At 72.5% G+C, this 23,585-nt stretch carries 27 protein-coding genes; 14 read left to right on the top strand and 13 right to left on the bottom strand.

Annotation, left to right across the window (positions count from 1 at the left end; translation table 11 throughout):
• On the top strand, positions 1-231 hold a 231-nt coding region (locus A37W_RS0105410), incomplete at its 5' end, for an integrase core domain-containing protein (protein WP_018302008.1).
• 402 nt (positions 232-633) lie between these two features.
• On the opposite strand, the gene ilvN is transcribed toward A37W_RS0105410, so the two are convergent.
• The 3 genes from ilvN to tyrS are packed head-to-tail and all read right to left on the bottom strand — an operon-like array spanning position 634 to position 2,755.
• The gene (ilvN, locus tag A37W_RS0105415; protein WP_018302009.1) at positions 634-1,197 is read right to left on the bottom strand and encodes an acetolactate synthase small subunit; all 564 of its coding nucleotides are present in this window, start codon (positions 1,195-1,197) and stop codon (positions 634-636) included.
• Between the two features lie 21 nt (positions 1,198-1,218).
• Entirely contained in the window at positions 1,219-1,500 is a 282-nt protein-coding gene (locus tag A37W_RS0105420; protein ID WP_018302010.1) for a hypothetical protein, read from the bottom strand.
• Positions 1,501-1,504: 4 nt separating this feature from the next.
• On the bottom strand, positions 1,505-2,755 hold the full coding sequence (gene tyrS / locus A37W_RS0105425; RefSeq protein WP_018302011.1) for a tyrosine--tRNA ligase: 1,251 nt from the start codon (positions 2,753-2,755) through the stop codon (positions 1,505-1,507).
• Between the two features lie 122 nt (positions 2,756-2,877).
• Between tyrS and A37W_RS0105430 the strand changes: the two genes are divergently transcribed.
• Positions 2,878-4,008 (top strand): anhydro-N-acetylmuramic acid kinase, encoded by a 1,131-nt coding sequence (locus A37W_RS0105430; RefSeq protein ID WP_081617036.1) that lies wholly within the window; start codon positions 2,878-2,880, stop codon positions 4,006-4,008.
• Positions 4,009-4,169: 161 nt separating this feature from the next.
• Here A37W_RS0105430 and A37W_RS0105435 read toward each other — a convergent pair whose 3' ends face one another.
• Genes A37W_RS0105435 through soxR form a run of 4 tightly spaced genes read right to left on the bottom strand, consistent with a single transcriptional unit; the run spans position 4,170 to position 7,878 of the window.
• A complete protein-coding gene (locus A37W_RS0105435; RefSeq protein ID WP_026198314.1) occupies positions 4,170-5,381 on the bottom strand; it encodes a TPM domain-containing protein in 1,212 nt (403 codons plus the stop codon).
• 9 nt (positions 5,382-5,390) lie between these two features.
• Positions 5,391-6,203 carry an isocitrate lyase/PEP mutase family protein gene (locus A37W_RS0105440; RefSeq protein ID WP_018302013.1) on the bottom strand — a complete coding sequence of 271 codons (813 nt, stop codon included), beginning with the start codon at positions 6,201-6,203 and terminating at the stop codon, positions 5,391-5,393.
• Positions 6,200-7,393: a pyridoxal phosphate-dependent aminotransferase gene (locus A37W_RS0105445; protein WP_018302014.1), complete on the bottom strand. Its 1,194-nt coding sequence runs from the start codon at positions 7,391-7,393 to the stop codon at positions 6,200-6,202. Before A37W_RS0105445 ends, A37W_RS0105440 begins: the two co-directional genes overlap by 4 nt.
• 32 nt (positions 7,394-7,425) lie before the next feature.
• Complete coding sequence (gene soxR / locus A37W_RS0105450; RefSeq protein WP_018302015.1) at positions 7,426-7,878, bottom strand: redox-sensitive transcriptional activator SoxR; 453 nt, start codon at positions 7,876-7,878, stop codon at positions 7,426-7,428.
• Between the two features lie 79 nt (positions 7,879-7,957).
• Here soxR and A37W_RS23665 point away from each other — a divergent pair, with 79 nt between their 5' ends.
• Both A37W_RS23665 and A37W_RS0105460 read left to right on the top strand, forming a co-directional pair.
• Complete coding sequence (locus A37W_RS23665; protein WP_018302016.1) at positions 7,958-8,134, top strand: hypothetical protein; 177 nt, start codon at positions 7,958-7,960, stop codon at positions 8,132-8,134.
• Positions 8,134-8,520 (top strand): VOC family protein, encoded by a 387-nt coding sequence (locus A37W_RS0105460; RefSeq protein WP_018302017.1) that lies wholly within the window; start codon positions 8,134-8,136, stop codon positions 8,518-8,520. Before A37W_RS23665 ends, A37W_RS0105460 begins: the two co-directional genes overlap by 1 nt.
• Before the next feature lie 557 nt (positions 8,521-9,077).
• On the opposite strand, the gene A37W_RS0105465 is transcribed toward A37W_RS0105460, so the two are convergent.
• Entirely contained in the window at positions 9,078-9,434 is a 357-nt protein-coding gene (locus A37W_RS0105465; RefSeq protein ID WP_018302018.1) for an MmcQ/YjbR family DNA-binding protein, read from the bottom strand.
• 28 nt (positions 9,435-9,462) lie between these two features.
• Here A37W_RS0105465 and A37W_RS0105470 point away from each other — a divergent pair, with 28 nt between their 5' ends.
• The 5 genes from A37W_RS0105470 to A37W_RS0105490 all read left to right on the top strand — a co-directional run bounded on the left by A37W_RS0105470 (position 9,463) and on the right by A37W_RS0105490 (position 14,690).
• Complete coding sequence (locus A37W_RS0105470) at positions 9,463-10,002, top strand: DUF1697 domain-containing protein (protein WP_026198315.1); 540 nt, start codon at positions 9,463-9,465, stop codon at positions 10,000-10,002.
• Between the two features lie 135 nt (positions 10,003-10,137).
• Complete coding sequence (cysS, locus tag A37W_RS0105475) at positions 10,138-11,499, top strand: cysteine--tRNA ligase (protein ID WP_018302020.1); 1,362 nt, start codon at positions 10,138-10,140, stop codon at positions 11,497-11,499.
• 103 nt (positions 11,500-11,602) lie between these two features.
• A complete protein-coding gene (gene cimA, locus A37W_RS0105480; RefSeq protein WP_018302021.1) occupies positions 11,603-13,237 on the top strand; it encodes a citramalate synthase in 1,635 nt (544 codons plus the stop codon).
• Positions 13,234-13,926: a class I SAM-dependent methyltransferase gene (locus A37W_RS23670; protein ID WP_018302022.1), complete on the top strand. Its 693-nt coding sequence runs from the start codon at positions 13,234-13,236 to the stop codon at positions 13,924-13,926. The genes cimA and A37W_RS23670 overlap by 4 nt, the downstream gene beginning before the upstream one ends.
• Positions 13,923-14,690, top strand: coding sequence for a phytoene/squalene synthase family protein (locus A37W_RS0105490; RefSeq protein ID WP_018302023.1), 768 nt, complete (start codon positions 13,923-13,925; stop codon positions 14,688-14,690). Before A37W_RS23670 ends, A37W_RS0105490 begins: the two co-directional genes overlap by 4 nt.
• Before the next feature lies 1 nt (position 14,691).
• Here A37W_RS0105490 and A37W_RS0105495 read toward each other — a convergent pair whose 3' ends face one another.
• The 4 genes from A37W_RS0105495 to cobA are packed head-to-tail and all read right to left on the bottom strand — an operon-like array spanning position 14,692 to position 18,491.
• The gene (locus A37W_RS0105495; RefSeq protein ID WP_026198316.1) at positions 14,692-15,093 is read right to left on the bottom strand and encodes a DUF6157 family protein; all 402 of its coding nucleotides are present in this window, start codon (positions 15,091-15,093) and stop codon (positions 14,692-14,694) included.
• Positions 15,094-15,124: 31 nt separating this feature from the next.
• The gene (locus A37W_RS0105500; RefSeq protein WP_018302025.1) at positions 15,125-16,363 is read right to left on the bottom strand and encodes an MFS transporter; all 1,239 of its coding nucleotides are present in this window, start codon (positions 16,361-16,363) and stop codon (positions 15,125-15,127) included.
• A 10-nt stretch (positions 16,364-16,373) separates the two neighbouring features.
• Positions 16,374-17,660 (bottom strand): cobyrinic acid a,c-diamide synthase CobB, encoded by a 1,287-nt coding sequence (locus A37W_RS0105505; protein WP_018302026.1) that lies wholly within the window; start codon positions 17,658-17,660, stop codon positions 16,374-16,376.
• A complete protein-coding gene (gene cobA, locus A37W_RS0105510) occupies positions 17,661-18,491 on the bottom strand; it encodes a uroporphyrinogen-III C-methyltransferase (RefSeq protein WP_018302027.1) in 831 nt (276 codons plus the stop codon).
• An 88-nt stretch (positions 18,492-18,579) separates the two neighbouring features.
• On the opposite strand from cobA, the gene A37W_RS0105515 reads away from it, so the two are divergent.
• From A37W_RS0105515 to A37W_RS0105530, 4 genes are read left to right on the top strand one after another with little or no spacing between them, the layout of a single operon-like run.
• Positions 18,580-19,620 (top strand): cobalt-precorrin-5B (C(1))-methyltransferase, encoded by a 1,041-nt coding sequence (locus tag A37W_RS0105515; protein WP_018302028.1) that lies wholly within the window; start codon positions 18,580-18,582, stop codon positions 19,618-19,620.
• Positions 19,617-20,351 (top strand): cobalt-precorrin-6A reductase, encoded by a 735-nt coding sequence (locus A37W_RS0105520; protein ID WP_018302029.1) that lies wholly within the window; start codon positions 19,617-19,619, stop codon positions 20,349-20,351. Before A37W_RS0105515 ends, A37W_RS0105520 begins: the two co-directional genes overlap by 4 nt.
• Positions 20,348-20,980: a DNA-3-methyladenine glycosylase family protein gene (locus tag A37W_RS0105525; RefSeq protein ID WP_018302030.1), complete on the top strand. Its 633-nt coding sequence runs from the start codon at positions 20,348-20,350 to the stop codon at positions 20,978-20,980. The genes A37W_RS0105520 and A37W_RS0105525 overlap by 4 nt, the downstream gene beginning before the upstream one ends.
• Positions 20,977-21,645, top strand: coding sequence for an alpha/beta hydrolase (locus A37W_RS0105530; protein ID WP_018302031.1), 669 nt, complete (start codon positions 20,977-20,979; stop codon positions 21,643-21,645). Before A37W_RS0105525 ends, A37W_RS0105530 begins: the two co-directional genes overlap by 4 nt.
• 12 nt (positions 21,646-21,657) lie before the next feature.
• On the opposite strand, the gene hemB is transcribed toward A37W_RS0105530, so the two are convergent.
• A complete protein-coding gene (hemB, locus tag A37W_RS0105535; RefSeq protein WP_018302032.1) occupies positions 21,658-22,668 on the bottom strand; it encodes a porphobilinogen synthase in 1,011 nt (336 codons plus the stop codon).
• A 144-nt stretch (positions 22,669-22,812) separates the two neighbouring features.
• Here hemB and A37W_RS0105540 point away from each other — a divergent pair, with 144 nt between their 5' ends.
• A complete protein-coding gene (locus A37W_RS0105540; protein ID WP_018302033.1) occupies positions 22,813-23,343 on the top strand; it encodes a hypothetical protein in 531 nt (176 codons plus the stop codon).
• Positions 23,344-23,585 lie beyond the last annotated feature (242 nt).

A 23,585-nucleotide genomic window follows, 5' to 3' on the forward strand; every position in this document is an offset into this window, starting at 1 on the left:
GACTTCTCGCGCCCCGGCAAGCCGACCGACAACGGGTTCATCGAGGCGTTCAATTCGAAGCTCCGGGCGGAGTGCCTGAACGCCCACTGGTTCATGAGCCTTGCCGACGCCCGCGAAAAGCTCGAGGATTGGCGTAGGCACTACAACGAGGACCGACCCCACAGCGCGATCGGATACAACGTCCCGATCGCGATGCATTTTCCCGATGGCGCGACCAGCCCGTCATCGTGAGACGGCCGGAAAAATCCAGCTTCCGGCGGTCCAGCGCTGGGGAGCGGAGCAACGGCCGGAAAAATCCAGCTTCCGGCGGTCCAGCGCTGGGGAGCGGAGCAGCCTCGGCCGAGCATCGAATCAGGAGCCGGGGGTGGGAGGTCTTTGCAGTTTCGATGTCGCGCGCCTCCGGAGGGTGCAGGCCACGACATCACGAACTGGGGACGATGGCACTCGCGGGCGCACGCCGGTGGCGTCCGTGCCTTCCGGCCCCGGCGACCGGGCCCGAGGTGAATCGGACGCAAGCGCGACTTCAGGCGCTCGGCCGATCGAGGTGGTGGGTCAGGCCCGGGACGTGTGATCGCTCGTGGGACGATCTCTCGAAGGCTGCGTGCAGGGGACTTCGAGCGTCTCCCCGGACCCTCAGCTCTGCCCGCGCGACAGCGCCGCGACGCCGGTGCGCGCCACCTCGACCAGCCCCAGCGGACGCATCAGGTCGGCGAAGGCGTCGATCTTCTCGGGCGTGCCCGTCACCTCGAAGATGAAGCTCGACAGCGTGGAATCCACCACGTTGGCGCGGAAGATCTCGGCCAGGCGCAGCGCCTCGATCCGCTTGTCGCCCTCGCCGGTGACCTTGAAGAGGCCGAGCTCGCGCTCCACCGCGCGGCCCTCGACGGTCAGGTCGTGGACCTCGTGCACCGCGACGATGCGGCCGAGCTGCGCCTTGATCTGCTCGATGATCTGCGGCGTGCCGGAGGTGACGATGGTGATCCGGCTGCGGTGGCCCTGGTGGTCGACCTCGGCCACCGTCAGGCTCTCGATGTTGTAGCCGCGGCCCGAGAACAGGCCGATCACCCGCGCCAGCACGCCCGGCTCGTTCTCGACCAGCACGGCCAGCGTGTGCCGCTCCACCGCGTCGCCGTAGGCGGAGCGCAGGTTGTAGGCCGAATGGCTGGTCGAGCCCTTCTCGATGTTCAGAGGTGACATCCCCGTCTCCTTGTCAGCGTGTCAGCAGGCGAGCCGCGCATCGTAGGTGTTGACGCCCTGCCGCTGGGTGAGGCTTTCGACGTCGCAGCCGGTGGCCATCACCACCGCCGCCTCGGCGTTGCGGAAGAGGCGGCCCTGGTTGGCGATCCCGGTCGAGAAGTTGCGGACGGTGGCGGTGCGGCCCTGCCGCTCGACCGAGAAGACGTCGCCGCCGATCTCCACCCGCTCGCCCTCGCCGCGGAGATCCACGACGGCGCCGCCGGTACAGGCGGCGAGGGTCAGGACAAGGGCGAGCGCCCGCACCGGGTCAGCCCAGCTGCACCAGGGCGTGGCGCTTGCGCCCCGCCGAAAGCTTGACCGGCGCCGAGAGGCGCGCGGCGTCGAACATCAGGCCCGGATCGCTCACCACCTCGTCGCCGACGCGGGCGCCGGCGCTGTCGATCAGGCGCTTGGCTTCCTTACCCGACGCGGCGAGCCCCGATCGCACCAGCAGCTGCGTCAGCGAGATGCCCTCGCCCACGTCGTCCGCGCTCAGCGTCAGCGTCGGCAGGTCGTCCCCCACGCCGCCCTTCTCGAACACCTCGCGCGCCGTCGCCTCGGCCGCCGCCGCCGCCTCGGTCCCGTGCAGCAGCCCCGTCACTTCGTTCGCCAGACGGATCTTCGCCTCGTTGATCTCGGCCCCGCCGAGGGCGCCGAGGCGCTCGCACTCGTCCACCGGCACCTCGGTGAAGAGTTTCAGGAACCGGCCCGCGTCCGCGTCGGTCGTGTTGCGCCAGAACTGCCAGTATTCGTAAGGGCTCAGCATGTCGGCGTTCAGCCACACCGCGCCGCCCGCCGTCTTGCCCATCTTCCGCCCGTCCGACGTAGTCAGGAGCGGCGTCGTCAGGCCGAAGATCTCGTGCTCCAGCACCCGGCGCGTCAGGTCGATGCCGTTGACGATGTTGCCCCACTGGTCCGACCCGCCGAACTGGGCGAGGCAGCCGTAGCGGCGGTTCAGCTCCAGGAAGTCGTAGGCCTGCAGGATCATGTAGTTGAACTCCAGGAACGACAGCGACTGCTCGCGGTCGAGCCGGGACTTCACGCTCTCGAACGACAGCATCCGGTTCACGCTGAAATGCCGGCCGATGTCGCGCAGGAAGGACAGGTAGTTGAGGCCGTCCAGCCACTCGGCGTTGTTCAGCATCAGCGCGCCTGTCGGGCCGTCGTCGTAGGACAGGAACCGGGTGAACACCGTCTTCAGCCGGTCAGCGTTGGCGTCGATCTGCTCGTTCGTCAGCAGCGGACGCTCGTCGGCGCGGAAGGACGGATCGCCGACCTTCGTCGTGCCGCCGCCGATCAGGGTGATCGGCTTGTGCCCCGTCTTCTGCAGCCAGCGCAGCAGCGTGATGTTCACCTGGTGGCCGACATGCAGCGACGCCGCCGTCGCGTCGTAGCCGACATAGGCGGTGACGACCTCCCGCGACAGCCGCTCGTCGAGGCCCTGATAGTCGGTGCAGTCGGCCAGGAAGCCGCGCTGCATGATCGTGGCCATGAACTCGGACTTGGGATGGTAGGTCATCGCCTCTCGCCGCCTCGCACCTTGCATGTCCCCGACTTGCGTCTTCCCGTCGGGTCGGCGCACTCTATAGGGCGAAGCCGGGGCGGGGGGAACCGCCCTTTGCGGGGCAAGCGGGGCACGGGATGGGCGCTGGCAGAGACGACCCGTGGCGGCGGGGTCCGGTGAGGGCGCTCGGCGCGATGTCGGGCACCTCGCTGGACGGCGTGGACGCCGCGATGATCGAGACCGACGGCGAGACCGTGACCGGCTTCGGCGAGGCCGCCTACCGACCCTATTCCGACGACGAGCGCGCGGTGCTGCGCGCCGCCCTCGGCCGCTGGGAGGGGCCGGAGGTCGACGCGGCGGCCGAGGTGGTCGAGACCGCCCATGCCGAGCTGCTGGCGACGTTCGAGGACGTGGACGTGGTCGGCTTCCATGGCCAGACGCTGGCGCACGATCCGCGCGGCCGCGGCACCCTGCAGGCCGGGGACGGGCGGCTGCTGGCCGAAGTGCTGGGCCGGCCGGTGGTCTGGGACTTCCGCTCCGCCGACGTGCGCCTCGGCGGGGAGGGGGCGCCGCTGGCACCGTTCTTCCACTTCGCGCTCGCGCGGCACGTCGGGGCCGCGGCGCCGCTCGCGATGCTGAATCTCGGCGGCGTCGGCAACCTGACGTGGATCGACCCCGCCGCCGCGCGTCCCGAGGATACCGGTGCCTTGCTGGCCTTCGACACGGGGCCGGCCAATGCGCCGATCGACGATCTCGTCGCCCGCCGCACGGGGGAGCGGCGCGACGAGGGCGGGGCGCTGGCGGCGGCGGGCGAGGTGGACGAGCGCATCGTCGAGCGTTTCCTCGGCCATGCCTACTTCTACCGGATGCCGCCGAAGTCGCTGGACCGCGACGCCTTCGCGGCGCTCGCCGAGGCGGTGGCGCCGCTGTCCGACGCCGACGCGGCCGCGACGCTGACCGCCTGCGCGGCGGCGGGGGTGATGCGGGCGATGGAACATTGCCCGGCGCCGCCCGAGCGGCTGCTGGTCACCGGCGGCGGGCGGCACAACCCGGTGCTGATGGCGATGATCGAGGCGGGCGTCGACTGCCCGGTCCAGCCGGTCGAGGCCGCCGGCCTCGACGGCGACATGCTCGAGGCGCAGGCCTTCGCCTATCTCGCCGTGCGGGTGGCGCGCGGCCTGCCGACCTCGGCCCCGGGGACGACCGGAGTGCGGGCGGCGGTGGGGGGCGGCACGCTCAGCCGGCCGGGAGAGCTGGTGGTGGCGTGAGCGCCGTCGCCGTCGATGGAAGGCGACGCCGAGCATTTGGGGCCGACCCGTCCCGGGCTCGACCCGGGACCTCGACCCTCTGGGCACTGGCCCATCCGCAGCGAGGCCCCTGCTCGGGGCCGGGGCGGGTAGGCCTCTCCGGCTGACCGCCTCCCTGACCGCTACCAGCTGCCGCTCGCGCCGCCGCTCTTGTCGTCGTCGGGCGCGTCCGTCGACCTGGACGCGGGCCTCGCGCCGCCGGCCGGCTTCGCGCCGGCCTTGCCCGGGGCCTTGGAGCCCGGCTCCGGCTCCGTCCGCGCAGCCGATTTCGTCGCGTCCTGCGGCTCGGCTCCGCCCGCAGACTTCGTCGCCTCCCGCGGCTGCGTCCCGCTGGCCGATTTCGTCGCCTCGCGCGGGACCGCGCCGCTCGCCGACGTCGTCGCCTCGCGCGCCTGGGGTCCGCTCGCCGACGTCTTCGCCTCCGTCGGCACCACCCCGCTGGCCGGCACCGCGGCGGCCGTCATGGCCGGGCTGCCGGTCGGCCGTGCGCCGCCGCTGGCCGAGGTGGCCCTGGACCGCGCCGGATCGGGCTCTTCCCTGGGGATCGTGTAGCCCTCGCGCTCCACGTGGCCGCAATGCGGACAGGTGGTGCGGACTTCGCCGCGGCCGGCGTGGTCGACCGTCGCCTCCTGCAGGGTGACCCGCTCGCGCGTCAGGCCGGTCTTGCCGCAGGCCGCGCAGGGCATCGCGGCGAGCTTGGCGGCCGAGCGGCGCATCAGCGCCCAGATGCCGGCCGCCGCCGCCACGATGATCCCGCCGAACCACAACAGCGCGTTGCCGCCGCCCTCGGCGTCGCCCCCGGCCGCGCCCACCGGCTCGGCCGCCGCAACCGGGGTCTCCTCGGCGGCGACCGTCGGCGCGACGATCCGGCTGACGATGGCGTCCGCCCCGGCGGTGATGCCTTGCGCGAACTCGCCGTCCTGGAAGGCCGGCACAACCTCGTCGTCGATGATGCCCTGCGCCTCTTCCGAGAGGTCGGCGAAGGCGGGGCCGAGCCGGATGGCAAGGTCGCGGTCCTCGGAGATGACGAGGAGCATCGCCCAGCGACCCTCGGTCTGGTCGCCGAGCGCCCATTCGCCGGCGAGCATCTGGGCGTAGTCCGACACCTCCTCGCCCATCGTGTAGAGGCCGGAATTGAGCAGCGTGACGACGACGACCTCGGCATTCTCCTCCTGCCGGACGGCGATCAGGCGCTCGGCCAGTTCGGCCTCCTGCACCGGGGTCAGGAGGTCGGCGTCATCGGTGATCGGGGTCTCGCCCCGTGTGGGATAGACCTGCGCGAGGGCAGGCAGGGCCGCGAAAATGGCGGCGACGGTCAGGATCAGGAAACGCATGTCTGAAGGTCACTCCTTCGTGAGCAATGCGTCCACGATATCCCCGCCGAGTGAATTGCCAAGCCTTTCGAACCGCCCGTCCCCGAACATCTCCTCGGCCGCGTCGCGGATCGTGCGGTGCGTCACCCGCGCCAGCGACGAGCCGAGGGACAACCGCGCCGCCCCGGCGGCCGCGAACTCCGCCACCGTATGGCCCCGCATCGCGCCCGCGATCAGCACGTTCACCGGCCCCGGCACTTCAGAGCAGACGCGGCCCACGGTCGCGAGGTCGGGCAGCAGCGGCGCGTACAGGCAGTCGGCGCCCGCCGCGGCGAAGGCGGTGAGCCGCCGGACCGCCTCGTCCACGTCGTAGCGGCCGGTGAGGACGCCGTCCGCCCGCGCCGTCAGGACGAAGCTGTCCGGCAGCGCGCGGGCCGCCGCGGCGGCCGCCCGGATACGTTCCACCGCGAGGTCGAACGCGTAGGCGTCTTCGCCCGGCAGCGCCGTGTCCTCGATGCAGATCCCGGCAAGTCCGATTTCGGCGGCAAGACGCACCGTTTCGGCGCAGGTCTCCGGGCTCTCGCCGAAGCCGTTCTCGAAGTCGCCCTGCACCGGCACGGTCACCGCCCCCACGAGGTCTGCCGCGTGCGCCAGCGCCTCATCCCGGCTGACCGTCCCGCCGTCCGGCCGGCCGAGGGTGAAGGCATGGGCGGCCGAGGACGTCGCTATGGCCTGCGCCCCCAAAGCCGTGAGCATCTTCGCCGAGCCGCGGTCCCAGGCGTTCGCCAGGATGAACGGCCGGCCGGGCACGTGCAGCGCCCGGAATTGCTCTCCCATCGTCATCGTGCCGCACCTCTCCGCGCTCCCGCCCGCGCGGCCGCGAAGGCGAGGAGCCGCCCCAGCGCGTCCGCGTAGGCCGCATCCTCGACCGTCATCGCGACGCGGACATGGCCCGCCGCCGCGGCGCCGAAGCTCTCGCCCGGCATCACCGCCACGCCCTCCGCGTCCAGCAGCCCCTCGGCGAAGTCGGAGCCCGACAACCCTGTCGCGCGGACGTCCAGCATCGCGTACATCGCCCCGCCCATCGGCGCGAGGCCGACCGCCTGCTGCCGCGCCACCAGGTCTCGCGTGATCTCCCGCCGCCGCCGGAACGGCTCGGCGATCCGCGCCTCGAACTCCGGCCCCTGCCGCAGGGCGTAGAGGCCCGCCTGCTGGACGAAGCCCGGGATGCCGTAGGTCGTGTGCGTGGCGAGGTCGATCATCGCGGCGATGGCGTCCGGCGGTCCGATCACCCAGCCGAGGCGGCTGCCGGTCATCGCGTGGCTCTTGGACAGCGAGCCGACGACGAGCGTCCGCTCCGCCATCCCCGGCAGGGCGCGGGGCGAGAGGTGCGCCCCCTCCCACACCTGCGCGTCGTAGACCTCGTCCGAGATCAGCCACATGCCACGGTCCGTCACGACGCGGGCGATCCCGTCCAGCGCCGCGCGGTCGTAGACGACGCCTGCCGGGTTGTTCGGCGTGTTGATCAGCAGGCTCCGCGCCCCCTGGGCCGCCTCCGCCAGAGCGGCCGGGTTCGGGACGAAGCCGCGGCTCGCCGGGGCGGGAACGGCGACCGGGATCGCGCCGGCGGCGCGGACGGTGCCGGGGTAGGTGGCGTAGTAGGGGTCGATGAACAGCGCCCGGTCGCCCGGATCGCACGCCGCCATGTGCGCGGCGAACAGCGCGGCCTGCCCCCCGGGCGTGACGAGGACGTTCTCGGCCCGCGTCTCCGCCCCGGTGGTCCGCGTCACCCGCTCCGCGATCGCCTCCCGCAGGGCGGCGGAGCCGGCGATGGGCGAATAGCCGGTGTGTCCGCCCCGCGCCGCCGCATCCATCGCCGACAGGATCGAAGGATCGGTCGGCACGTCGTGCTCGCCGATGGTCAGCTCGACGATGGGCTGGCCGGCCTCCTTCAGCGCGCGGGCGCGGCGATAGAGGCCCCAGCCGTCGTCGCCGCCGGTGGTGAGGGTGGTGATGCGTCTCGACAGGGTCATGGCGCGCACCTCGCCCCGGAGGGCGCGTGCTGTCAATCGCGCTCCAGCAGCACCGGCCCCGGCCCCTCGTCCGCCCGCGCGTCGTCGGGATTGTAGAGCGCGCAGCGGTCGAGCGAGAGGCACCCGCAGCCGATGCACCCGTCGAGCTTGTCCCGCAGCCGCGTGAGCGCCGCGATCCGGGCGTCGATGCCGGCCCGCAAGTCCCGCGAGATGCGTGTCCAGTCCGCCTGACTGATCGCCCGGTCGGGCGGCAGGTCCTTCAGGTGCCCCGCGATCTCGGCCAACGGCAGGCCGAGCTTCTGCGCCGCCATGGCGAAGGACAGGCGCCGGATGTCGGACCGGGCGTAACGCCGGTGGCCGCCCGCGTTGCGCACGGGCGCCAGGATGCCGTGCGTCTCGTAGAAGCGGATGGCCGACACGGCGAGGCCGGTGCGGGCGGCAAGGTCGCCGATGGCGAGGCCTTGCGAGGGCAGGGGACGGGGCAAGGAAGATGGTCCTTGATCTGAAGTGCGCTTGAGAAATTACACATGAGTCGTCCCGAACGCCACACAAAGGAGAGAGACGATGACGATACGCATCTGCGCCAACCCGCTGGAGGCCCGCCTGATCGAGCGCGACGGCCTCGGCTGGGGGCTCGACTACGCTTGCGGCTGCCTGGACGCCGTGACCGACGGCGCCCGCCGCCAGCGCCGGCGCCTCGTCCGCCGCCTGATCGACGCCGTCGCCCGGAGGACCGCGTGATGGCCGGCCGGATCGAGCACGCGAACGTCACGGTCGCCGACCCCGACGCCACCGCCGCGATGCTGAGCGACCTGTTCGGCTGGCACGTCCGCTGGTCGGGCCCGTCGATCCACGGCGGCCGGTCGGTGCATGTCGGCACGGACGACGATTATCTCGCCCTCTACGCCGGCCCCGCCGCGCGGGGGCAGTCGGCCGCGCCGGACAGCTATGTCACGAAAGGCGGGCTGAACCATATCGGCATCGTCGTGGACGACCTGGATGCCGCGGAAGCGCGGGTGACGGCCCGCGGCTACGAGGCCCACAGCCACGCCGACTACGAGCCCGGACGACGGTTCTACTTCCGCGAGGAGAACGGGATCGAGATCGAGGTGGTGAGTTACGGATGAGGGGGAAGGGCGCCGAAACCCAAGAGGCGGTTTCGGACGACCCGGCCCGTTGACCACGAGCCGCCGCTCCAACCCAACACAACCCGCCCCGGCCTCGAGCCGGGGCCTCGCGGTCCCGGGGCAGGCGCCCGGCGGAGCGAGGTCCCGGGTCAGTGCCCGGGACGGGTTTGCTGCGGGGACGGGGAGCCGCGCCCCCGCCTTGAGCCGGGGCCTCGCCATCATGGGGCTGGCGCCCGGCGGGCGGGGTCCCGGGTCAGGCCCGGACGGGTTTGCTGCGGGGACGGGGAGCCGCGCCCCCGCCTTGAGCCGGGGCGGCAGGAGTCGCGGCGCGAGGTCCCGGGGCAGGCCCGGGACGGGTTGTCCCATGGTGACGCGCCGAGCCCTCGGGGCGGACGCCCCGGGGACCCGCCCGTTCTGCCACGACACGCCCGCCCCGGCCCTGAGCCGGGGCCTCGTGAAGACCGGGCGCCCGGCGACGCGAGGGCCCGGGTCGGGCCCGGGACGGGTCGGCCCTTGTATTGCCGCCTCGACGTGTACTCGGGGCCGGGAATTGCCGGTCAGGCTTCGGGGACCGGCTGCAGCGCGGCCTGCGTCTTCTTCGGCAGGCCCGCCCGGACCGTGCGGTAGGACACCAGCAGCCGGTGCCGCAGCAGCGCCTCGTCCGCGCCGCCATCGAGTGCGATCTCGACCCAGCTGCGGTGGAAATACTTCGCCTTCGGCCAGCCGAAGAGGTCGTTCAGGTGCTCGGCCTCCTCGACCGATCCGCACTTCACCGCGACCGCCTCGTTCACCGCGCCGATGCAGGCGAACATCTTGCCGCCGACCTTCCACGCGTCGTGCCCGCCGCCCCAGGGGTCGGACACCTCGGCGCCCGGAAAGGTCTCGCAGATGCGGTTGACTGTGGCCCGGCTCATGGGGTCAGGCTGGGGCATGGACGAGGACATGACAAGATGGGTCGCGCTGCTGCGCGGGGTGAACGTGGGCGGCGTGAAGGTCGCGATGGCGGATCTGCGCGCCGCGGCCGAGGGGCTGGGGTGGCGGGACGCGCAGACCTACATCGCCTCGGGCCAGATGGTGTTCCGTGCCGCGGGCGAGGACGACGCGCTGGCCGGGGACCTCCGCACGGCGCTGAAGGATCGGGCGGGCGTGGACACGCCCGTCATGGTGCTGCCGAAGGTGGACCTCGACGCGGCACTCGCCGACTGCCCGTTCGAGCCCGAGGAGGGCAGCCATGTCCACGTCTTCTTCCTCTGGGACGCCCCCGAGGTTGACATCGACGCCTACCACCGCTGGAAGGCCGACGACGAGGAACTGAAGGTCGACGGCCGCCGCGCCTGGCTGCACGCGCCCTCGGGCATCGGCCGCTCGAAGCTGGCGGAGCGGCTGGACAAGGTCCTCAAAGGCACCGACATGACCGCCCGCAACCTCAACACCGTCCGCAGGCTGGCCGAAATGCTGGACGCGATGGACGCAGAGGGCTAAGAAGGCCGCATGAAGAGCATCTGCATCATCGGCTGCATCATTCCCTGCTGACACCACGTCGCGGGCCGCTCTTTCACACCTTCCCAAACCGGTTGAAATCAGTCAGGCCCGCGGGCGAACCCCGCGAGAGGTCCCATGACGACGATCCGGCTGACCAACACGCTGACGAAGCGCAAGGAGACGTTCGAGCCGCTCGATCCGCGGAACGTGCGGATGTACGTCTGCGGGCCCACCGTCTACGACCGCGCCCACCTCGGCAACGCGCGGCCCGCGGTGGTGTTCGACGTGCTGTTCCGGCTGCTCCGCCACGTCTACGGGGCGGAGCACGTCACCTACGTGCGCAACATCACGGACGTCGACGACAAGATCAACGCGCGGGCGGCCGAGAGCGGGCGGACGATCCGCGAGATCACCGACGAGACGGCGCAATGGTATGCCGATGACATGGCGGCGGTGGGGGCGCTGACGCCCACCCACACGCCGCGGGCGACCGAGTGGATCGCGCCGATGGTGGCGATGATCGAGGAGCTGATCGACGGCGGCCACGCCTACGAAGCCGAAGGCCACGTCCTGTTCCGCGTCCGCAGCGACCCCGCCTACGGCCGCCTCTCCGGTCGCTCGGTCGACGACATGATCGCGGGCGCCCGCGTCGAGGTCGCGCCGTACAAGGAGGACCCGATGGACTTCGTCCTCTGGAAGCCCTCCACTCCCGATCTGCCCGGCTGGGACAGCCCCTGGGGCCGCGGCCGCCCCGGCTGGCACATCGAATGCTCGGCCATGGCCGGAGAGCTGCTGGGCGAGACGTTCGACATCCACGGCGGCGGCATCGACCTGGCATTCCCGCACCACGAGAACGAGCTGGCGCAATCCTCCTGCGCCCATCCGGACGCCGGCTTCGCCCGGGTCTGGATGCACAACGAGATGCTGCAGGTGGAGGGCAAGAAGATGTCGAAGTCCCTCGGCAACTTCTTCACCGTCCGCGACCTGCTGGACCAGGGCGTGCCGGGCGAGGTGATCCGGTTCGTGTTCCTGGGAACGCACTACAGCAAGCCGATGGACTGGACGGAGAAGAAGCGGGAGGAGGCGGAGGCGACGCTGCGGAAGTGGCGGGCGCTGACGGACGGCGTCGAGCCCGGTGCCCCGCATCCCGAGGTGCTGGCCGCGATCGCGGACGACCTCAACACCGCCGGCGCGCTGGCCGTCCTGCACCGCCTCGCCGGAGAGGGCGACGCCGCAAGCCTCGCGAGCTCCGCCGCGCTCCTGGGGCTGCTCGGGACCGACCTCGGCGGATGGGAGACGGCGCCGGACCTCGGGCCGTTGGCCGAGCGGCTTTCGGCGCTGCGGGCCGAGGCGATGGCGTCGAAGGACTTCGCCGCCGTGGACGCGATGAAGGCGGCCCTCGCCGCCGCGGGCGTCGAGGTGCGGATGTCGAAGGGCGGCGTCGACCTCGTGCCGGGCGCGGGCTTCGATGCCGGCAAGCTCGGGGCCCTGACGTGAGCGCGGGGCGGCAATCGGGGAGGGGGGCCGTCTGCCCCCCGCGTGCTGGCGCACGCCCCCCCGAGAGGTATTTGCAGCAAGATAGGAGCAGGGGGCGGGCGCGATGACCGAACGGCTCTATCTCTACGACACCACGTTGCGGGACGGGCAGCAGACGCACGGGGTCCAGTTCTCGACCGGAGAGAAGGTCAGGATCGCGGGCGTGCTGGACCAGCTCGGCCTCGACTACGTCGAGGGCGGCTGGCCGGGAGCGAACCCGACCGACAGCGAGTTCTTCGAGACCGCGCCCACGATGCGGCCGACGCTGACGGCGTTCGGCATGACCAAGCGGGCAGGACGCTCGGCGCAGAACGACGAGGTGCTGGCGGCGGTGCTGAATGCGGGCACGCCGGCCGTCTGCCTGGTCGGCAAGACGCACGATTTCCACGTCTCCACCGCCCTCGGCATCTCGCTGGAGGAGAACACCGAGAACATTCGCCAGAGCGTCGCCCATGTGGTCGCCGAGGGGCGCGAGGCGCTGTTCGATGCCGAGCACTTCTTCGACGGCTGGAAGGCGAACCGCGCCTATGCGCTGGAGGCGGTGCGGGCGGCCCACGAGGCGGGCGCGCGGTGGATCGTGCTGTGCGACACCAACGGCGGCACGCTGCCGCATGAGGTGGGCGCGATCGTCGCCGACGTGATCGCCGCCGGCATCCCGAGCGAGCGCCTGGGCATCCACACCCACGACGACACCGGCAACGCGGTCGCCAACACCCTCGCCGCCGTGGATGCGGGGGCGCGGCAGATCCAGGGCACCCTCAACGGCCTCGGCGAGCGCTGCGGCAACGCCAACCTCACCACGCTGATCCCGACGCTGCTGCTGAAGGAGCCCTACCGGAGCGCCTTCGAGACCGGCGTGACGATGGAGGCGCTGGCGGGCCTCAGCCGCGCGTCGCGGCTGCTGGACGACATCCTCAACCGGGTGCCGCTGAAGCAGGCGCCCTACGTCGGCGGCGCCGCCTTCGCCCACAAGGCGGGGCTGCACGCCAGCGCGATCCTCAAGGACCCCTCGACCTACGAGCATGTCGACCCCGCCCTCGTCGGCAACGTCCGCATCGTGCCGATGTCCAACCAGGCCGGGCAGTCCAACCTGCGCCGCCGCCTCGCCGAGGCGGGGCTGGAGGTGGCGCCGGGCGCCGCCGCGCTGCCGGCCATCCTCGACCGGGTGAAGGCGCGCGAGGCCGAGGGCTACGCCTACGACACCGCGCAGGCGAGCTTCGAGCTGCTGGCGCGGGCGGAGCTGGGGCAGCTGCCCCGCTATTTCGAGGTGGAGCGCTACCGCGTGATCTCGGAACGGCGGCGCAATGCGCGGGGCGAGGTGGTGGTGGAATCCGAGGCGGTCGTGACGGTCCAGTTGCCCGACGGGTCCAAGCGCACCTCGTTCTTCAAGAACGAGCACGCGCAGGAGATGCAGGACGCGGGGCCGGTCAATGCGCTGTGGCAGGCGCTCAAGTCCGACCTCGGCCCCCATTCCGAGGTGGTCGAGGACATGCACCTCGTCGACTTCAAGGTGCGGATCACCAACGGCGGGACCGAGGCGGTGACCCGGGTCATCATCGATTCGTCCGACGCCACCGGGCGGCGCTGGGCGACGGTCGGGGTCTCGGCGAACATCGTCGACGCCAGCTTCGAGGCGCTGCTGGATGCGGTGACCTGGAAGCTGGTGCGCGACCTCGGGACGGTCGGGGCGGCTGCGTGAGCGGCTTCTTCGCCGTCCACAAGGGGCTGCCCCGGGAGGGGCCGGGGAGCGAAGCGGACGTCGCGCGGGTGGCGGCTTCGGTCGGGCAGGTCTCCCGGCTCTGCGATGCCGGCTGCGGGCCTGGGGGCGATCTCGCGGCGCTGCGTACCGCGTTTCCGAAGGTGCGCATCAGCGCGGTCGACGCGCACGCGCCGTTCGTCGGGACGGTGCGGGACGCGCATCCGGATGTCGACGTGCGGGTCGGCGATCTTCGGGACCTCGGCGGGCCGTACGACCTGATCTGGAGCGCCGGGGCCGTCTACATCGTCGGCATCGCGGCCGCGTTGCAGGCGTGGCGGGGCGCCCTGGCGCCCGGCGGGCACGTCGCCTTCTCGCATCCGGTGTTCTTCTCGGACGACCCGTCGGACGAGGCGCGGGCGTTCTGGGGCGGCTACCAGGCGCAACCCGTGGCGGCGGTGCTGGACGCGGTCGCGGCCGCCGGCTGGTGGGTCCGCGACCAGTGGCCGGTCGGCCCCGAAGGGTGGGAGGCGTATTACGGCCCCCTCGAGGCGCGGGCGAAGGAGCTGATCGGCGCGACCGACTCGAGGACGATGCGTACCGCGGCGAGACTGGCCCTCGAAGAGGCGACGGCCTGGCGCCGGCACGCCGACGAGACCGGCTATCTCTTCATCCTCGCGGCCCCGGTGTGACCGTTGCCGCCTGCGCCGAGATCGTCCGCAGGGGCGACCCCGACCGCTTTCTCGCCGCGATGGCGGCTCCGGTGGAGGCGCGCGCCGCGCTCTTCCCGCTCTACGCCTACAATGTCGAGATCGCCCGCGCGCCCTGGGTGTCGGCCGAGCCGATGATCGGCGAGATGCGGCTGCAATGGTGGCGCGACGCGGTGGCCGAAATCGGCGAGGGCAAGCCGCCCAGGGCGCACGAGGTCGTCGCGCCGTTGGCGGAGGTCGTGGCAGAGCGAAATCTGCCGATATGGCTGCTTGACGGAATGGCCGAGGCGCGCCGGCGGGATCTGTGGCCGGAGGACTTTGCCGACGCGGACGCGCTGATGCAGCATCTGGGCGCGACGGCGGGGCACCTGATGTGGCTCTCCGCGCTCGCCCTCGGCGCGCCGGCGGGGCTGGAACTGGCGGCGCGGGACGCCGGCCTCGCGCAGGGCCTTGCCGCGTGGTTGCAGGCGGTGCCGGACCTGCGGGGGCGGGGCCAGAGGCCGCTGCCGTCGGCGGAGCCGGAGGCCGTCGCCACCCTCGCCCGCGACGGGCTGGCGGCGCTGAGCCGGGCGCGGGCGGCGCGGGTCGGGGAGGCGGTTCCGGCCTTTCGCGCGGCATGGCTTGCGGGGCCGATCCTGCGGCAGGCGGCGGCCCGGCCCGAGCGGGTGCTCGAGGGCGGCCTCGGCGTGTCGGAGTTCCGCCGCCGCGCCTCGCTCGCCTGGGCGGCGGCGCGGGGGCGCTGGTAGGTCAGGCGCGGGACGAGCGCATCCCGGGCACCTTGGCGACGGCCGGGTCCGCCTCCAGCCGGGCGTAGTCCGCCGAGTCGCGGGCCACCAGCGCGACCCGGCCCTCGGCATCGTGGTGGATGCCCCAGCCGTAGCTCTTCACCAGCGGCGAGGTGCGCAGGCAGGCGCGGCCGGTCGCGAAGTAGTCCGCGCGGAATGCCGCGCGCTCCGCCTCGGCGATGTCCTTGCGATCCGCCTCGACCGTCGCGATCACGTCGTCGCTGGTCAGCGCGTAGGGCGCGGCCGCGATCATCCGGTACTGCCGCTCGGCCACCGTGCCGGGACGGTTCGGAACCGATGCCCTCCTTGCCCGCGTGTCGGCGGAGACGGTGATGAGCGTGTTGCGATAATTCGTCGTATGCACCGCCGCCCTCTCGCGATGTTCCGCTTCCGTTCTAGGCCCGCGCGCCGTCCCGGTCAACGGGGCGCAGCCACAGCCAGAGCAGCGCCGCGACGGCCAGCGTCAGCGGCGGGACCATCGCGATGTTCACCGCCGCCCAGCCGCTCTCGGCCGTGCCGCCGGCGCAGTTCATCAGCCCGCCCGACGCGAGGCTGCCGAGGGTGACCGAACCGAAGACGATCATGTCGTTCAGTCCCTGGATGCGCCCGCGCTCGGCGTCGATATGGCGGGCGGTCAGCATCGCCGTCGCGCCGATGAAGCCGAAGTTCCAGCCGATTCCGAGGAGGATCAGCGCGCCGAAGAAGTTCGTCAGCTCGACCCCCGCGAGGCCGACCGCGGCCGAGGCGCCGAGGATCGCGAGGCCGATCGACACGATCCGCGTCGCCCCGAAGCGGGCGATCAGGTTGCCGGTGAAGAAGGAGGGGACGAACATCGCCAGGACGTGGGCCGACACGATGTCGGCCGCGTTGTCGCGGGTGTATCCGCAGCCGACGACGGCCAGCGGCGTCGAGGTCATCATCAGGTTCATCAGCGCGTAGCTGACCGCGGCGACGAGGATCGCGACGGCGATGCCGGGGGTGCGGATCATCTGCCCCAGCGAGCGTCCGGCGTCGGCCACCGCGCCGGCGGCGCGGCGCGGGGCGGGCAGGTCGAGGCCGAAGAACAGGAACACGCCGAGGGCGTTGATCGCCATCGCGGCGGCGTAGGTGCCGATGAAGGGGATCGCCGTCAGGTCGTCCGTCACCTTCACCAGCTGCGGCCCGATCAGCGCCGAGGCGAGGCCTCCAGCCATCACCCAGCTGATCGCCTTGGGCCGGAACGCGGCCGAGGCGGCGTCGGCGGCGGCGAAGCGGTAGAACCCCTGCGCCGACATGTAGATGCCCGTCAGAAAGCTGCCGGCGAGGAGCAGACCGAAGCTGCCGACCGACAGGCCCAGTGCCGAGACCGCGGCGCCGAGGAACCCGCCCGCCGCGCCGATCTGGAAGCCGAGTCGCCGGCCGCGGCGCTGCATCAGCGGGCTCAGCCAGGGCGCGGTGGTCATCGAGCCGAAGACGATGAGAGAGATCGGCAGCGTCGCGAGGCACGGGTTCGGCGCCAGCATCTGCCCGGCGAGGCCGCCGATCACGAACAGCATCGGCATCTGGCTGCCCAGCAGCGCCTGCGCGAGGATCAGGACGCCGACGTTGCGCCGGGCGCGGCGGTCGGTGTCGGCGGAAAGGGCGGCGTCGGTCATGCCGCCCCGGTTACGCCCCCGCCGGAGGAAGGTCCATCGGCTCGATCAGGTGCAGGAACGAGCCGGAGACGCGGCCGAGCCGCAGGCCCGCGTCGAGGAGGTCGGCGCCTTCGGCATCGCTCACGTCCGTCAGGAGCGGGTCGCCTTCGGCGCGGAGCGTCCGGGCATAGTGGAACTCGTGAGCGGCCCAGGGTCCGGCGAGCGGCCCGGCGACGACACGCGCGCGGCGATAGCCGAGGTGCAGCCGGGGGGCAGCGAAGGAGGTCTCGAGCCGCAGCAGGCCCGCCATCGCATGCCGCGTTCCGGCCGCGTCGACGAGACCGTCGCCCAGAACCATGTAGCCGCCGCATTCTCCCACGACATCAGCCGTCTGAGAGGCTTTCCTCAGGCTTTGCATGAAAGTCTGCGCCACGCTCAGGCGCTGCGCGTGAAGTTCCGGATAACCGCCCGGCAGATAGACGAAATCCGCCCCCGGCACCGTCTCGTCCGCGAGCGGCGAGAAGAAGGCGATCTCGGCGCCTGCCTCGCGCCAGTCGGCGAGGAGGTGGGGATAGCTGAAGCCGAAGGCGGCGTCGCGGGCCACGGCGATGCGCTGGCCCGGCGGGCGGCGCCGGGGCGGCACGGCTCCGCCTGTCGGCGGTCGCGCCAGCCCTTCCAGCGCATGGAGATCGATCCGCTCCGCGACGGTGCGGCCGGCGTGGGCGAGGAAGGCGTCGAGGTCGTCGCGCTCCTCCGCCTGGACGAGGCCCAGGTGGCGGGAAGGATGCGCGAGCGCGGCATCCCGCGGGATGGCGCCAAGGACGGGGACGTCAAGGGAATCAAGAGCCTGCCGCAGCATCCTCACGTGACGCTCCGACCCCGTCCGGTTCAGGATCACGCCCGCGATCCGCACCTCCGGGTCGAACCCCGCAAAACCGGCCACCAGCGCCGCCACCGACTGGCCAATCCGCGCAGCGTCCACCACCAGCACGACCGGCAGGCCCAGCACCTTCGCGAGATCCGCGACCGATCCGCCGCCGCCTGCCGCGCCGTCGAACAGTCCCATCGCACCTTCGACGATCAGCAGGTCGTCCGTCGCCGCCAGCGCCCGCAGCCGCGCCGGCGACATCGCCCAGGCGTCGAGGTTCACCGACGGCGCGCCGCAGGCCGCCTCGTGGAAACGCGGGTCGATGTAGTCCGGCCCCGACTTCGCGCCCCGCACGGCCACGCCCCGGTCCCGGAACGCCCGCAGCAGGCCAAGCGTCACCAGCGTCTTGCCGCTTCCCGAGGCGGGGGCGGCGACGATCAGGCCGGGCATTCAGCCCGCATCGGAGAGCCGCCGCGTGCCCAGCGGATCGGCGTCGGCGGCCTCCCACGGCTCGGCCAGGACCTGCCGCAGCAGGACCGTCCGCCCGACGCACAGGATCGCCGGCGGCTCCAGTCCCGCCGCGTCGATGTCCGCCTCCAGCCGCGCAAGGGTCGTCTCCAGCACGCGCTGGCGGGGCGTCGCGGCCTCGCAGACGACCGCGCAGGGCTCGTCCCCCGAGCGGCCTGCGCCGATCAGCGAGGCGGCGATGCGGCCGACATGCTTCATCCCCATGTAGATCACGATGACCTGGCTGCCGCGGGCGATCGCGTCCCAGTCGAGGGCGGAGGGCGCCTCGCCGGACTGGTCGTGGCCGGTGACGAAGGTGACGGACTGGTTCACGTCGCGGTGGGTGACCGGGATGCCGGCATAGGCGAGGCCGCCGATTCCCGCGGTCACGCCCGGAATGACGCGGACGGGGACGCGGTGGGCGACCAGCGTCTGCGCCTCCTCGCCGCCGCGGCCGAAGACGAAGGGATCGCCGCCCTTCAGCCGCAGGACGCGCTTGCCGGCCCGCGCCAGCTCCACCAGCCGCAGCGAGATGTCGCGCTGCTTGGCCGACGGCTTGCCGCCGCGCTTGCCGGCGTAGATGTGCTCCGCCCCCGGCGCGAGGTCTAGGATCGTGGTGTCGACGAGCGCGTCGTAGACCACCACGTCCGCCTGCCGCAGGCCGTTCAGCGCGTGCAGGGTCAGCAGGCCCGGATCGCCCGGCCCGGCGCCGCACAGCCAGACCCATCCGGGCTGGAACACCGGCAGGCCGGCGGGAAGAGTCGACTCGCTCATGTCCCCGTCATGCCACCTCGCGCCGCTGCGGCAAAGCGCGGGCGCGACCATTGGCGGCGCAGGTGCGTCCCGCTAGTGTCGCGCGGCGATGACCGACACCCCCCTCCGCCGCGGCTGGACCACCGGCGCCTGCGCGACCGCGGCGACGAAGGCTGCGCTGACGCGGCTTTGGGGCGGGAGCTGGCCCGAGGCGGTGACGATCCGCCTGCCGAAAGGGGAGACGCCGAGTTTCGCGGTGGCGCACAGGGCGGAGGGCGACGGCTGGGCCGAGGCCGGCATCGTCAAGGACGCCGGCGACGACCCCGACGTGACGCACGGCGCGATGATCGTGGCGCGCGTGGCCGGCTCGCAGGGCGGCGTGATCTTCCGCGCGGGCGAGGGCGTCGGCACCGTCACGAAACCCGGCCTGCCGATCCCGCCGGGGGAGCCGGCGATCAACCCGGTGCCGCGGGCGATGATGGACGAGGTGGTGGCGGAGCTCGCCTCCGAGCACGGGCGGGCGCCGGACGTGGAGATCACCATCTCCGTCCCCGGCGGCGCGGCGCTGGCGGCGAAGACCTGGAACCCCCGCCTCGGCATCGAAGGGGGCCTGTCGATCCTCGGCACGACGGGCATCGTCCGCCCGTTCAGCTGCGCCGCCTGGATCGCCTCGATCCACCGCGGCATCGACGTGGCCCGCGCCTCGGGCCAGGCCCACGTCGCCGGCTGCACCGGGGCCACGTCGGAGAGGGCGGTGCAGGCGCGGTACGGCCTGCCGGACCATGCGATGCTCGACATGGGCGACTTCGCGGGGGGCATGCTGAAGTACCTGCGCCGACACCCGGTGGAGCGGATCACCATCGGCGGCGGCATCGGCAAGCTGGCGAAGCTGGCGCAGGGGGCGGGGGATCTGCATTCGGGGCGCAGCCAGGTGGATCTCGGCCGGCTGGCGGAGTGGGCGGGGGACGCGCGGGTGCAGGGCGCGAATACCGCGCTGGAGGCGCTGACGCTGGCCCCGCATCTGGCGGACATCGTCGGCCGCGAGGCTGCCGCGGCAGCGCTCCGCCTGCTCCGGCCGGAGACCCCGGTCCGCCTCGGCGTCGTCGTGGTCGCCCGCGACGGCACGATCCTGGCGGAGGCCGAGGCGTGAAGGTCCTCCTCCTCGCCGGCACCCGAGAGGGGCGCGAGATGGCGGAACGGCTGTCGCGCGCCGGCGTGCCCGCGCTCGTCTCGCTGGCGGGCGCGACGGACCGGCCGCTGCCCCTGCCGCTGCCGACGCGGCGGGGCGGCTTCGGAGGGGCGGAGGGCTTTCTCGACTGCCTGCGGGTCGAGGGGATCACGGCCGTGGTCGATGCCACGCACCCGTTCGCCGCCCGCATCACCGATCGCACGGGGCGACTGTGCGCCGAGCAGGGCGTCCCCTACCTGCAGATTCTCCGCCCCGGCTGGCAGGAGGGCGACGGCGACCGCTGGACCCGCATCGCCCGGCTGGAGGACGCGGCCGGGCTGATCCCCACCGGCGCGACGGTCTTCCTCGCCACCGGGCGGCAATCGCTGGGCGCCGCCGCAGAGCTCGCCGGGCGTCGTCTCATGCTGCGGGTGATCGATCCGCCCAAGGAACCGTTCCCGATCGAGGGAGGGGACTACGTCGTCGGCCGCCCGCCCTTCACGCTGGACGCCGAGAAGGCGCTGTTCGCGCTGACCGGCGTCGACTGGCTTGTCGTCAAGGATTCGGGCGGCGACGAGGGCCGGGCGAAACTGGACGCCGCCCGCGCGCTCGGGCTGCCGGTCGCTTTGATCGACCGACCGCCGCTGCCGGACGCGCCCCGCGTGACGACGGCGGAGGCGGCGATGGCATGGGTGCGGGGCCTGCCGCTGTGAGCGTCGGGCGGATCATCGTGGGCGACGCTTGCGTCGCCGAGGGCGCCGAGTGGCTCGCCGTCGCCGAGCCGCGCTTCGCCCCGGCGCTGGCGGCGGTCGGCCCGCTGCCGCTGCGCCGGACCAGCGACGGCTTCGACCGGCTGTTCAACGCCATCATCGGCCAGCAGGTCTCGGTTGCCTCGCAACGGGCGATCTGGGCGCGGATCGAGGCGGCGGGGCTGACCGATCCGCAGGCCGTCCTCGCGGCCGACGACGAGACGCTGCGCGCCGTCGGCCTGTCGCGGCCGAAGATGCGCTATGCCCGCGCGCTCGCCGGGGCGGGCATCGACTATGCGGCGCTGCGCGAGACGCCCACCGACGAAGTGATCGCCACTCTCACCGCCATCCCCGGCATCGGGGTCTGGACGGCGGAGATCTACGCCATGTTCGCCCTCGGCCGCGCCGACGTCTTCGCCCCCGGTGACCTTGCGCTGCAGGAGGGGGCGCGCCTTCTCTTCGACCTGCCCGAGCGGCCGACGGAGAGGGCGCTCCGCGAGATGGCCGGGGCGTGGAGCCCGTGGCGCAGCGTTGCGGCCCGTGCGCTGTGGGCCTACTACCGGCACGCCAAGGGCAGGGAAGGGATCACATGACACGCGCACTGGACGCCGGCCGGCGAGAGCCGCTTTCGGGCGAGACCCGCTCGGCCGTCATCTTCCTGCACGGCTACGGCGCCAACGGCGCCGACCTGCTCGGCCTCGCCGACCCGCTGGCGGAGTTCATGCCCGACACGCTGTTCCTCGCCCCCGACGCGCCCGAGGCCTGCGCCGGGGCGCCGTTCGGGTTCCAGTGGTTCCCGATCCCCTGGATCGACGGGTCGAGCGAGGAGGAGAGCCGCGCTGGCGCCGTCCGCGCGGCCGAGGACCTCAACGCCTTTCTCGACGGCGTGATGGTGGACGAGGATCTGCTACCCGAGCAGGTCATGCTGTTCGGCTTCTCCCAGGGGACGATGATGGCGCTCCATGTCGCACCGCGCCGCGAGGATCCGGTCGCCGGCGTCGTCGCCTTCTCCGGCCGCCTGCTGGAGCCGGAGCTGCTCGCCGACGAGGTGGTCAGCCGCCCGCCGGTCCTGCTGGTCCACGGCGACCAGGACGAGGTCGTGCCGCCGCAGTCGCTGCCCGACGCCGCGCAGGCGCTGCAGGAGGCCGGCTGGACCGAGGTCTACGCCCACGTGATGAAGGGCACCGCCCACGGCATCGCGCCGGACGGCCTGCAGGTGGCGCTGGCCTTCATGCGCGAGCGGCTGGGACTGGGCTGACGGCGGGCGGCCTCAGCCGTTCAGCAGGCGGGCCGCCGCGGGGGCGTAGTAGGTGAGGATGCCGTCGCAGCCGGCGCGCTTGAAGGCGAGAAGGCTCTCCATCATCACCGCCTCGCCCTTCAGCCAGCCGTTCTGCGCGGCCGCCTGCAGCATCGCGTACTCGCCCGACACCTGGTAGGCGAAGGTCGGCACGCCGAAGCCGTCCTTCACCCGGCGGCAGACGTCGAGGTAGGGCATCCCCGGCTTCACCATCACCATGTCGGCCCCCTCGGCGAGGTCGCGGGCGACGCAGCGCATCGCCTCGTCGCCGTTTCCCGGGTCGATCTGGTAGGTCTTTTTGTCGCCCTTGAGCGCGGCGGACGCGCCGACGGCATCGCGGAACGGACCGTAGAAGGCGCTCGCGAACTTGGCGGCGTAGCTGAGGATCGCGACGTCGCGGTGGCCTTCGGATTCCAGCGCCCCGCGGATCGCGCCGATCCGCCCGTCCATCATGTCCGAGGGGCCGAGGATGTCGGCCCCCGCCTCCGCCTGCGCCAGGGCCATCTTCACCAGCGCCTCGACCGTCTCGTCGTTCACCACGTCGCCGTCCCGGACGTACCCGTCCTGGCCGTCGATGTTGTAGGGGTCGAGCGCGATGTCGGTCATCACCGCGATGTCGGGGCAGGCGTCTTTGATCTCGCGGATCGCGCGATTGGTGAGGTTGTCGGAATCCCAGGCCATCGCGCAGTCGGAGGTGCGCGCCTCCATCGAGGTGTAGGGAAAGAGGCAGATCGCCGGGATGCCGAGGGCCTGCGCCTCGCGCGCGGCGGCACCGATCCGGTCGACCGTGCGGCGCACGACGCCGGGCATCGAGGGCACGGGCGTCTCCTCGTCGCGGCCCTCCATCAGGAAGACCGGCCAGATGAAGTCGGCCGGAGAAAGTGTGTTCTCGGCCACCATGGCGCGCAGGGCCGGAGTGCGGCGGACGCGGCGCATCCGGGCGGCGGGGTAGGGCGCGGGAAACTGTACGAGGGGCGTAACCATGCGGAAACTGCCTTTCATGTCACACCCCGAGCGCTCGCACGGATCGGCCTCGGCGGCAAGTCTGGCGGCCCGCCGGGGCCGCCGCTAGGGTCCGCGCGAACCGGCCCGCCAGAGGCCGCCGCTGCCAGCAACCGACCGATCCCGGTGACCTTTACCCAGACCCTCTTCGAAGTCATCGACATGCGGTCGTTCTCGAACCTGTGGTTCTGGATCGTCCTCGCGGTCATGTGGTCGTCGGCCAGCCACTACGTCATGGGCATCCCCTACGACATGCTGATCCGCGCCCGCCGGCACGGCGGGCAGGCGACGGCCGACCTCGAGGACATGGTCCGGGTGATGGTCAACCGGATCCTCTACATCACGCGCCAGTCGGGGCTGTGGCTGCTGGGGTTCGGCGCCTTCCTGATGACCGCGCTCCTCGTCCTCGCCTTCTGGTACTGGGTGGAGTTCGCGCAGGCCGTGGTCCTGCTCGCCCTGCCGATGAGCCTCGTCGGCGCGATGAGCATCGCGACCGCCCGCCGGATCGAGGCCGAGCAGCCCACGGGCGAGGCGCTGTTCAAGCGGCTGACGCGGCACCGGCTGTGGACGCAGGTGATCGGAATGGTGTCGATCTTCGTCACCGCGATGTTCGGCATGTACCAGAACCTGACGGTCAGCCCGATCCCGGGCTGGTAGGCTGCGGACGGGGAGAGGGGCGGCGCTCAGCTGCGCGGGGTTCGGTCAAGCCTTGCATCTGCAAGAGACCCCGCCCCGGCCCTGAGCCGGGGCCTCGCCCTGTCCAGCACTCTGTCACGTCGGGGCCCCGGCTCAAGGCCGGAGCGGATCGACAAAAGCGCCGCCGACAGCGCCCGTGGCCTCCTCACGACACCGTTCACCGTGCGCGGCGCGCCAGTTGACTCCGCCCGCGCAAGCCGTAG

The organism is Wenxinia marina DSM 24838 (assembly GCF_000379485.1).
Classification (GTDB): domain Bacteria; phylum Pseudomonadota; class Alphaproteobacteria; order Rhodobacterales; family Rhodobacteraceae; genus Wenxinia; species Wenxinia marina.

Coding starts and splice junctions, on each gene's coding strand:
- A37W_RS0105530 (WP_018302031.1), top strand. CDS start 20,977: ATGACACGCGCACTGGACGCCGGCCGGCGAGAGCCGCTTTCGGGCGAG.
- ilvN (WP_018302009.1), bottom strand. CDS start 1,197: ATGTCACCTCTGAACATCGAGAAGGGCTCGACCAGCCATTCGGCCTAC.
- A37W_RS0105445 (WP_018302014.1), bottom strand. CDS start 7,393: ATGACCCTGTCGAGACGCATCACCACCCTCACCACCGGCGGCGACGAC.
- A37W_RS0105500 (WP_018302025.1), bottom strand. CDS start 16,363: ATGACCGACGCCGCCCTTTCCGCCGACACCGACCGCCGCGCCCGGCGC.
- A37W_RS0105470 (WP_026198315.1), top strand. CDS start 9,463: ATGACAAGATGGGTCGCGCTGCTGCGCGGGGTGAACGTGGGCGGCGTG.
- A37W_RS0105435 (WP_026198314.1), bottom strand. CDS start 5,381: ATGCGTTTCCTGATCCTGACCGTCGCCGCCATTTTCGCGGCCCTGCCT.
- A37W_RS0105430 (WP_081617036.1), top strand. CDS start 2,878: ATGGGCGCTGGCAGAGACGACCCGTGGCGGCGGGGTCCGGTGAGGGCG.
- tyrS (WP_018302011.1), bottom strand. CDS start 2,755: ATGACCTACCATCCCAAGTCCGAGTTCATGGCCACGATCATGCAGCGC.
- A37W_RS0105515 (WP_018302028.1), top strand. CDS start 18,580: ATGACCGACACCCCCCTCCGCCGCGGCTGGACCACCGGCGCCTGCGCG.
- A37W_RS0105440 (WP_018302013.1), bottom strand. CDS start 6,203: ATGACGATGGGAGAGCAATTCCGGGCGCTGCACGTGCCCGGCCGGCCG.
- cimA (WP_018302021.1), top strand. CDS start 11,603: ATGACCGAACGGCTCTATCTCTACGACACCACGTTGCGGGACGGGCAG.
- cobA (WP_018302027.1), bottom strand. CDS start 18,491: ATGAGCGAGTCGACTCTTCCCGCCGGCCTGCCGGTGTTCCAGCCCGGA.
- cysS (WP_018302020.1), top strand. CDS start 10,138: ATGACGACGATCCGGCTGACCAACACGCTGACGAAGCGCAAGGAGACG.
- A37W_RS0105465 (WP_018302018.1), bottom strand. CDS start 9,434: ATGAGCCGGGCCACAGTCAACCGCATCTGCGAGACCTTTCCGGGCGCC.
- A37W_RS0105460 (WP_018302017.1), top strand. CDS start 8,134: ATGGCCGGCCGGATCGAGCACGCGAACGTCACGGTCGCCGACCCCGAC.
- A37W_RS23665 (WP_018302016.1), top strand. CDS start 7,958: ATGACGATACGCATCTGCGCCAACCCGCTGGAGGCCCGCCTGATCGAG.
- A37W_RS0105505 (WP_018302026.1), bottom strand. CDS start 17,660: ATGCCCGGCCTGATCGTCGCCGCCCCCGCCTCGGGAAGCGGCAAGACG.
- hemB (WP_018302032.1), bottom strand. CDS start 22,668: ATGGTTACGCCCCTCGTACAGTTTCCCGCGCCCTACCCCGCCGCCCGG.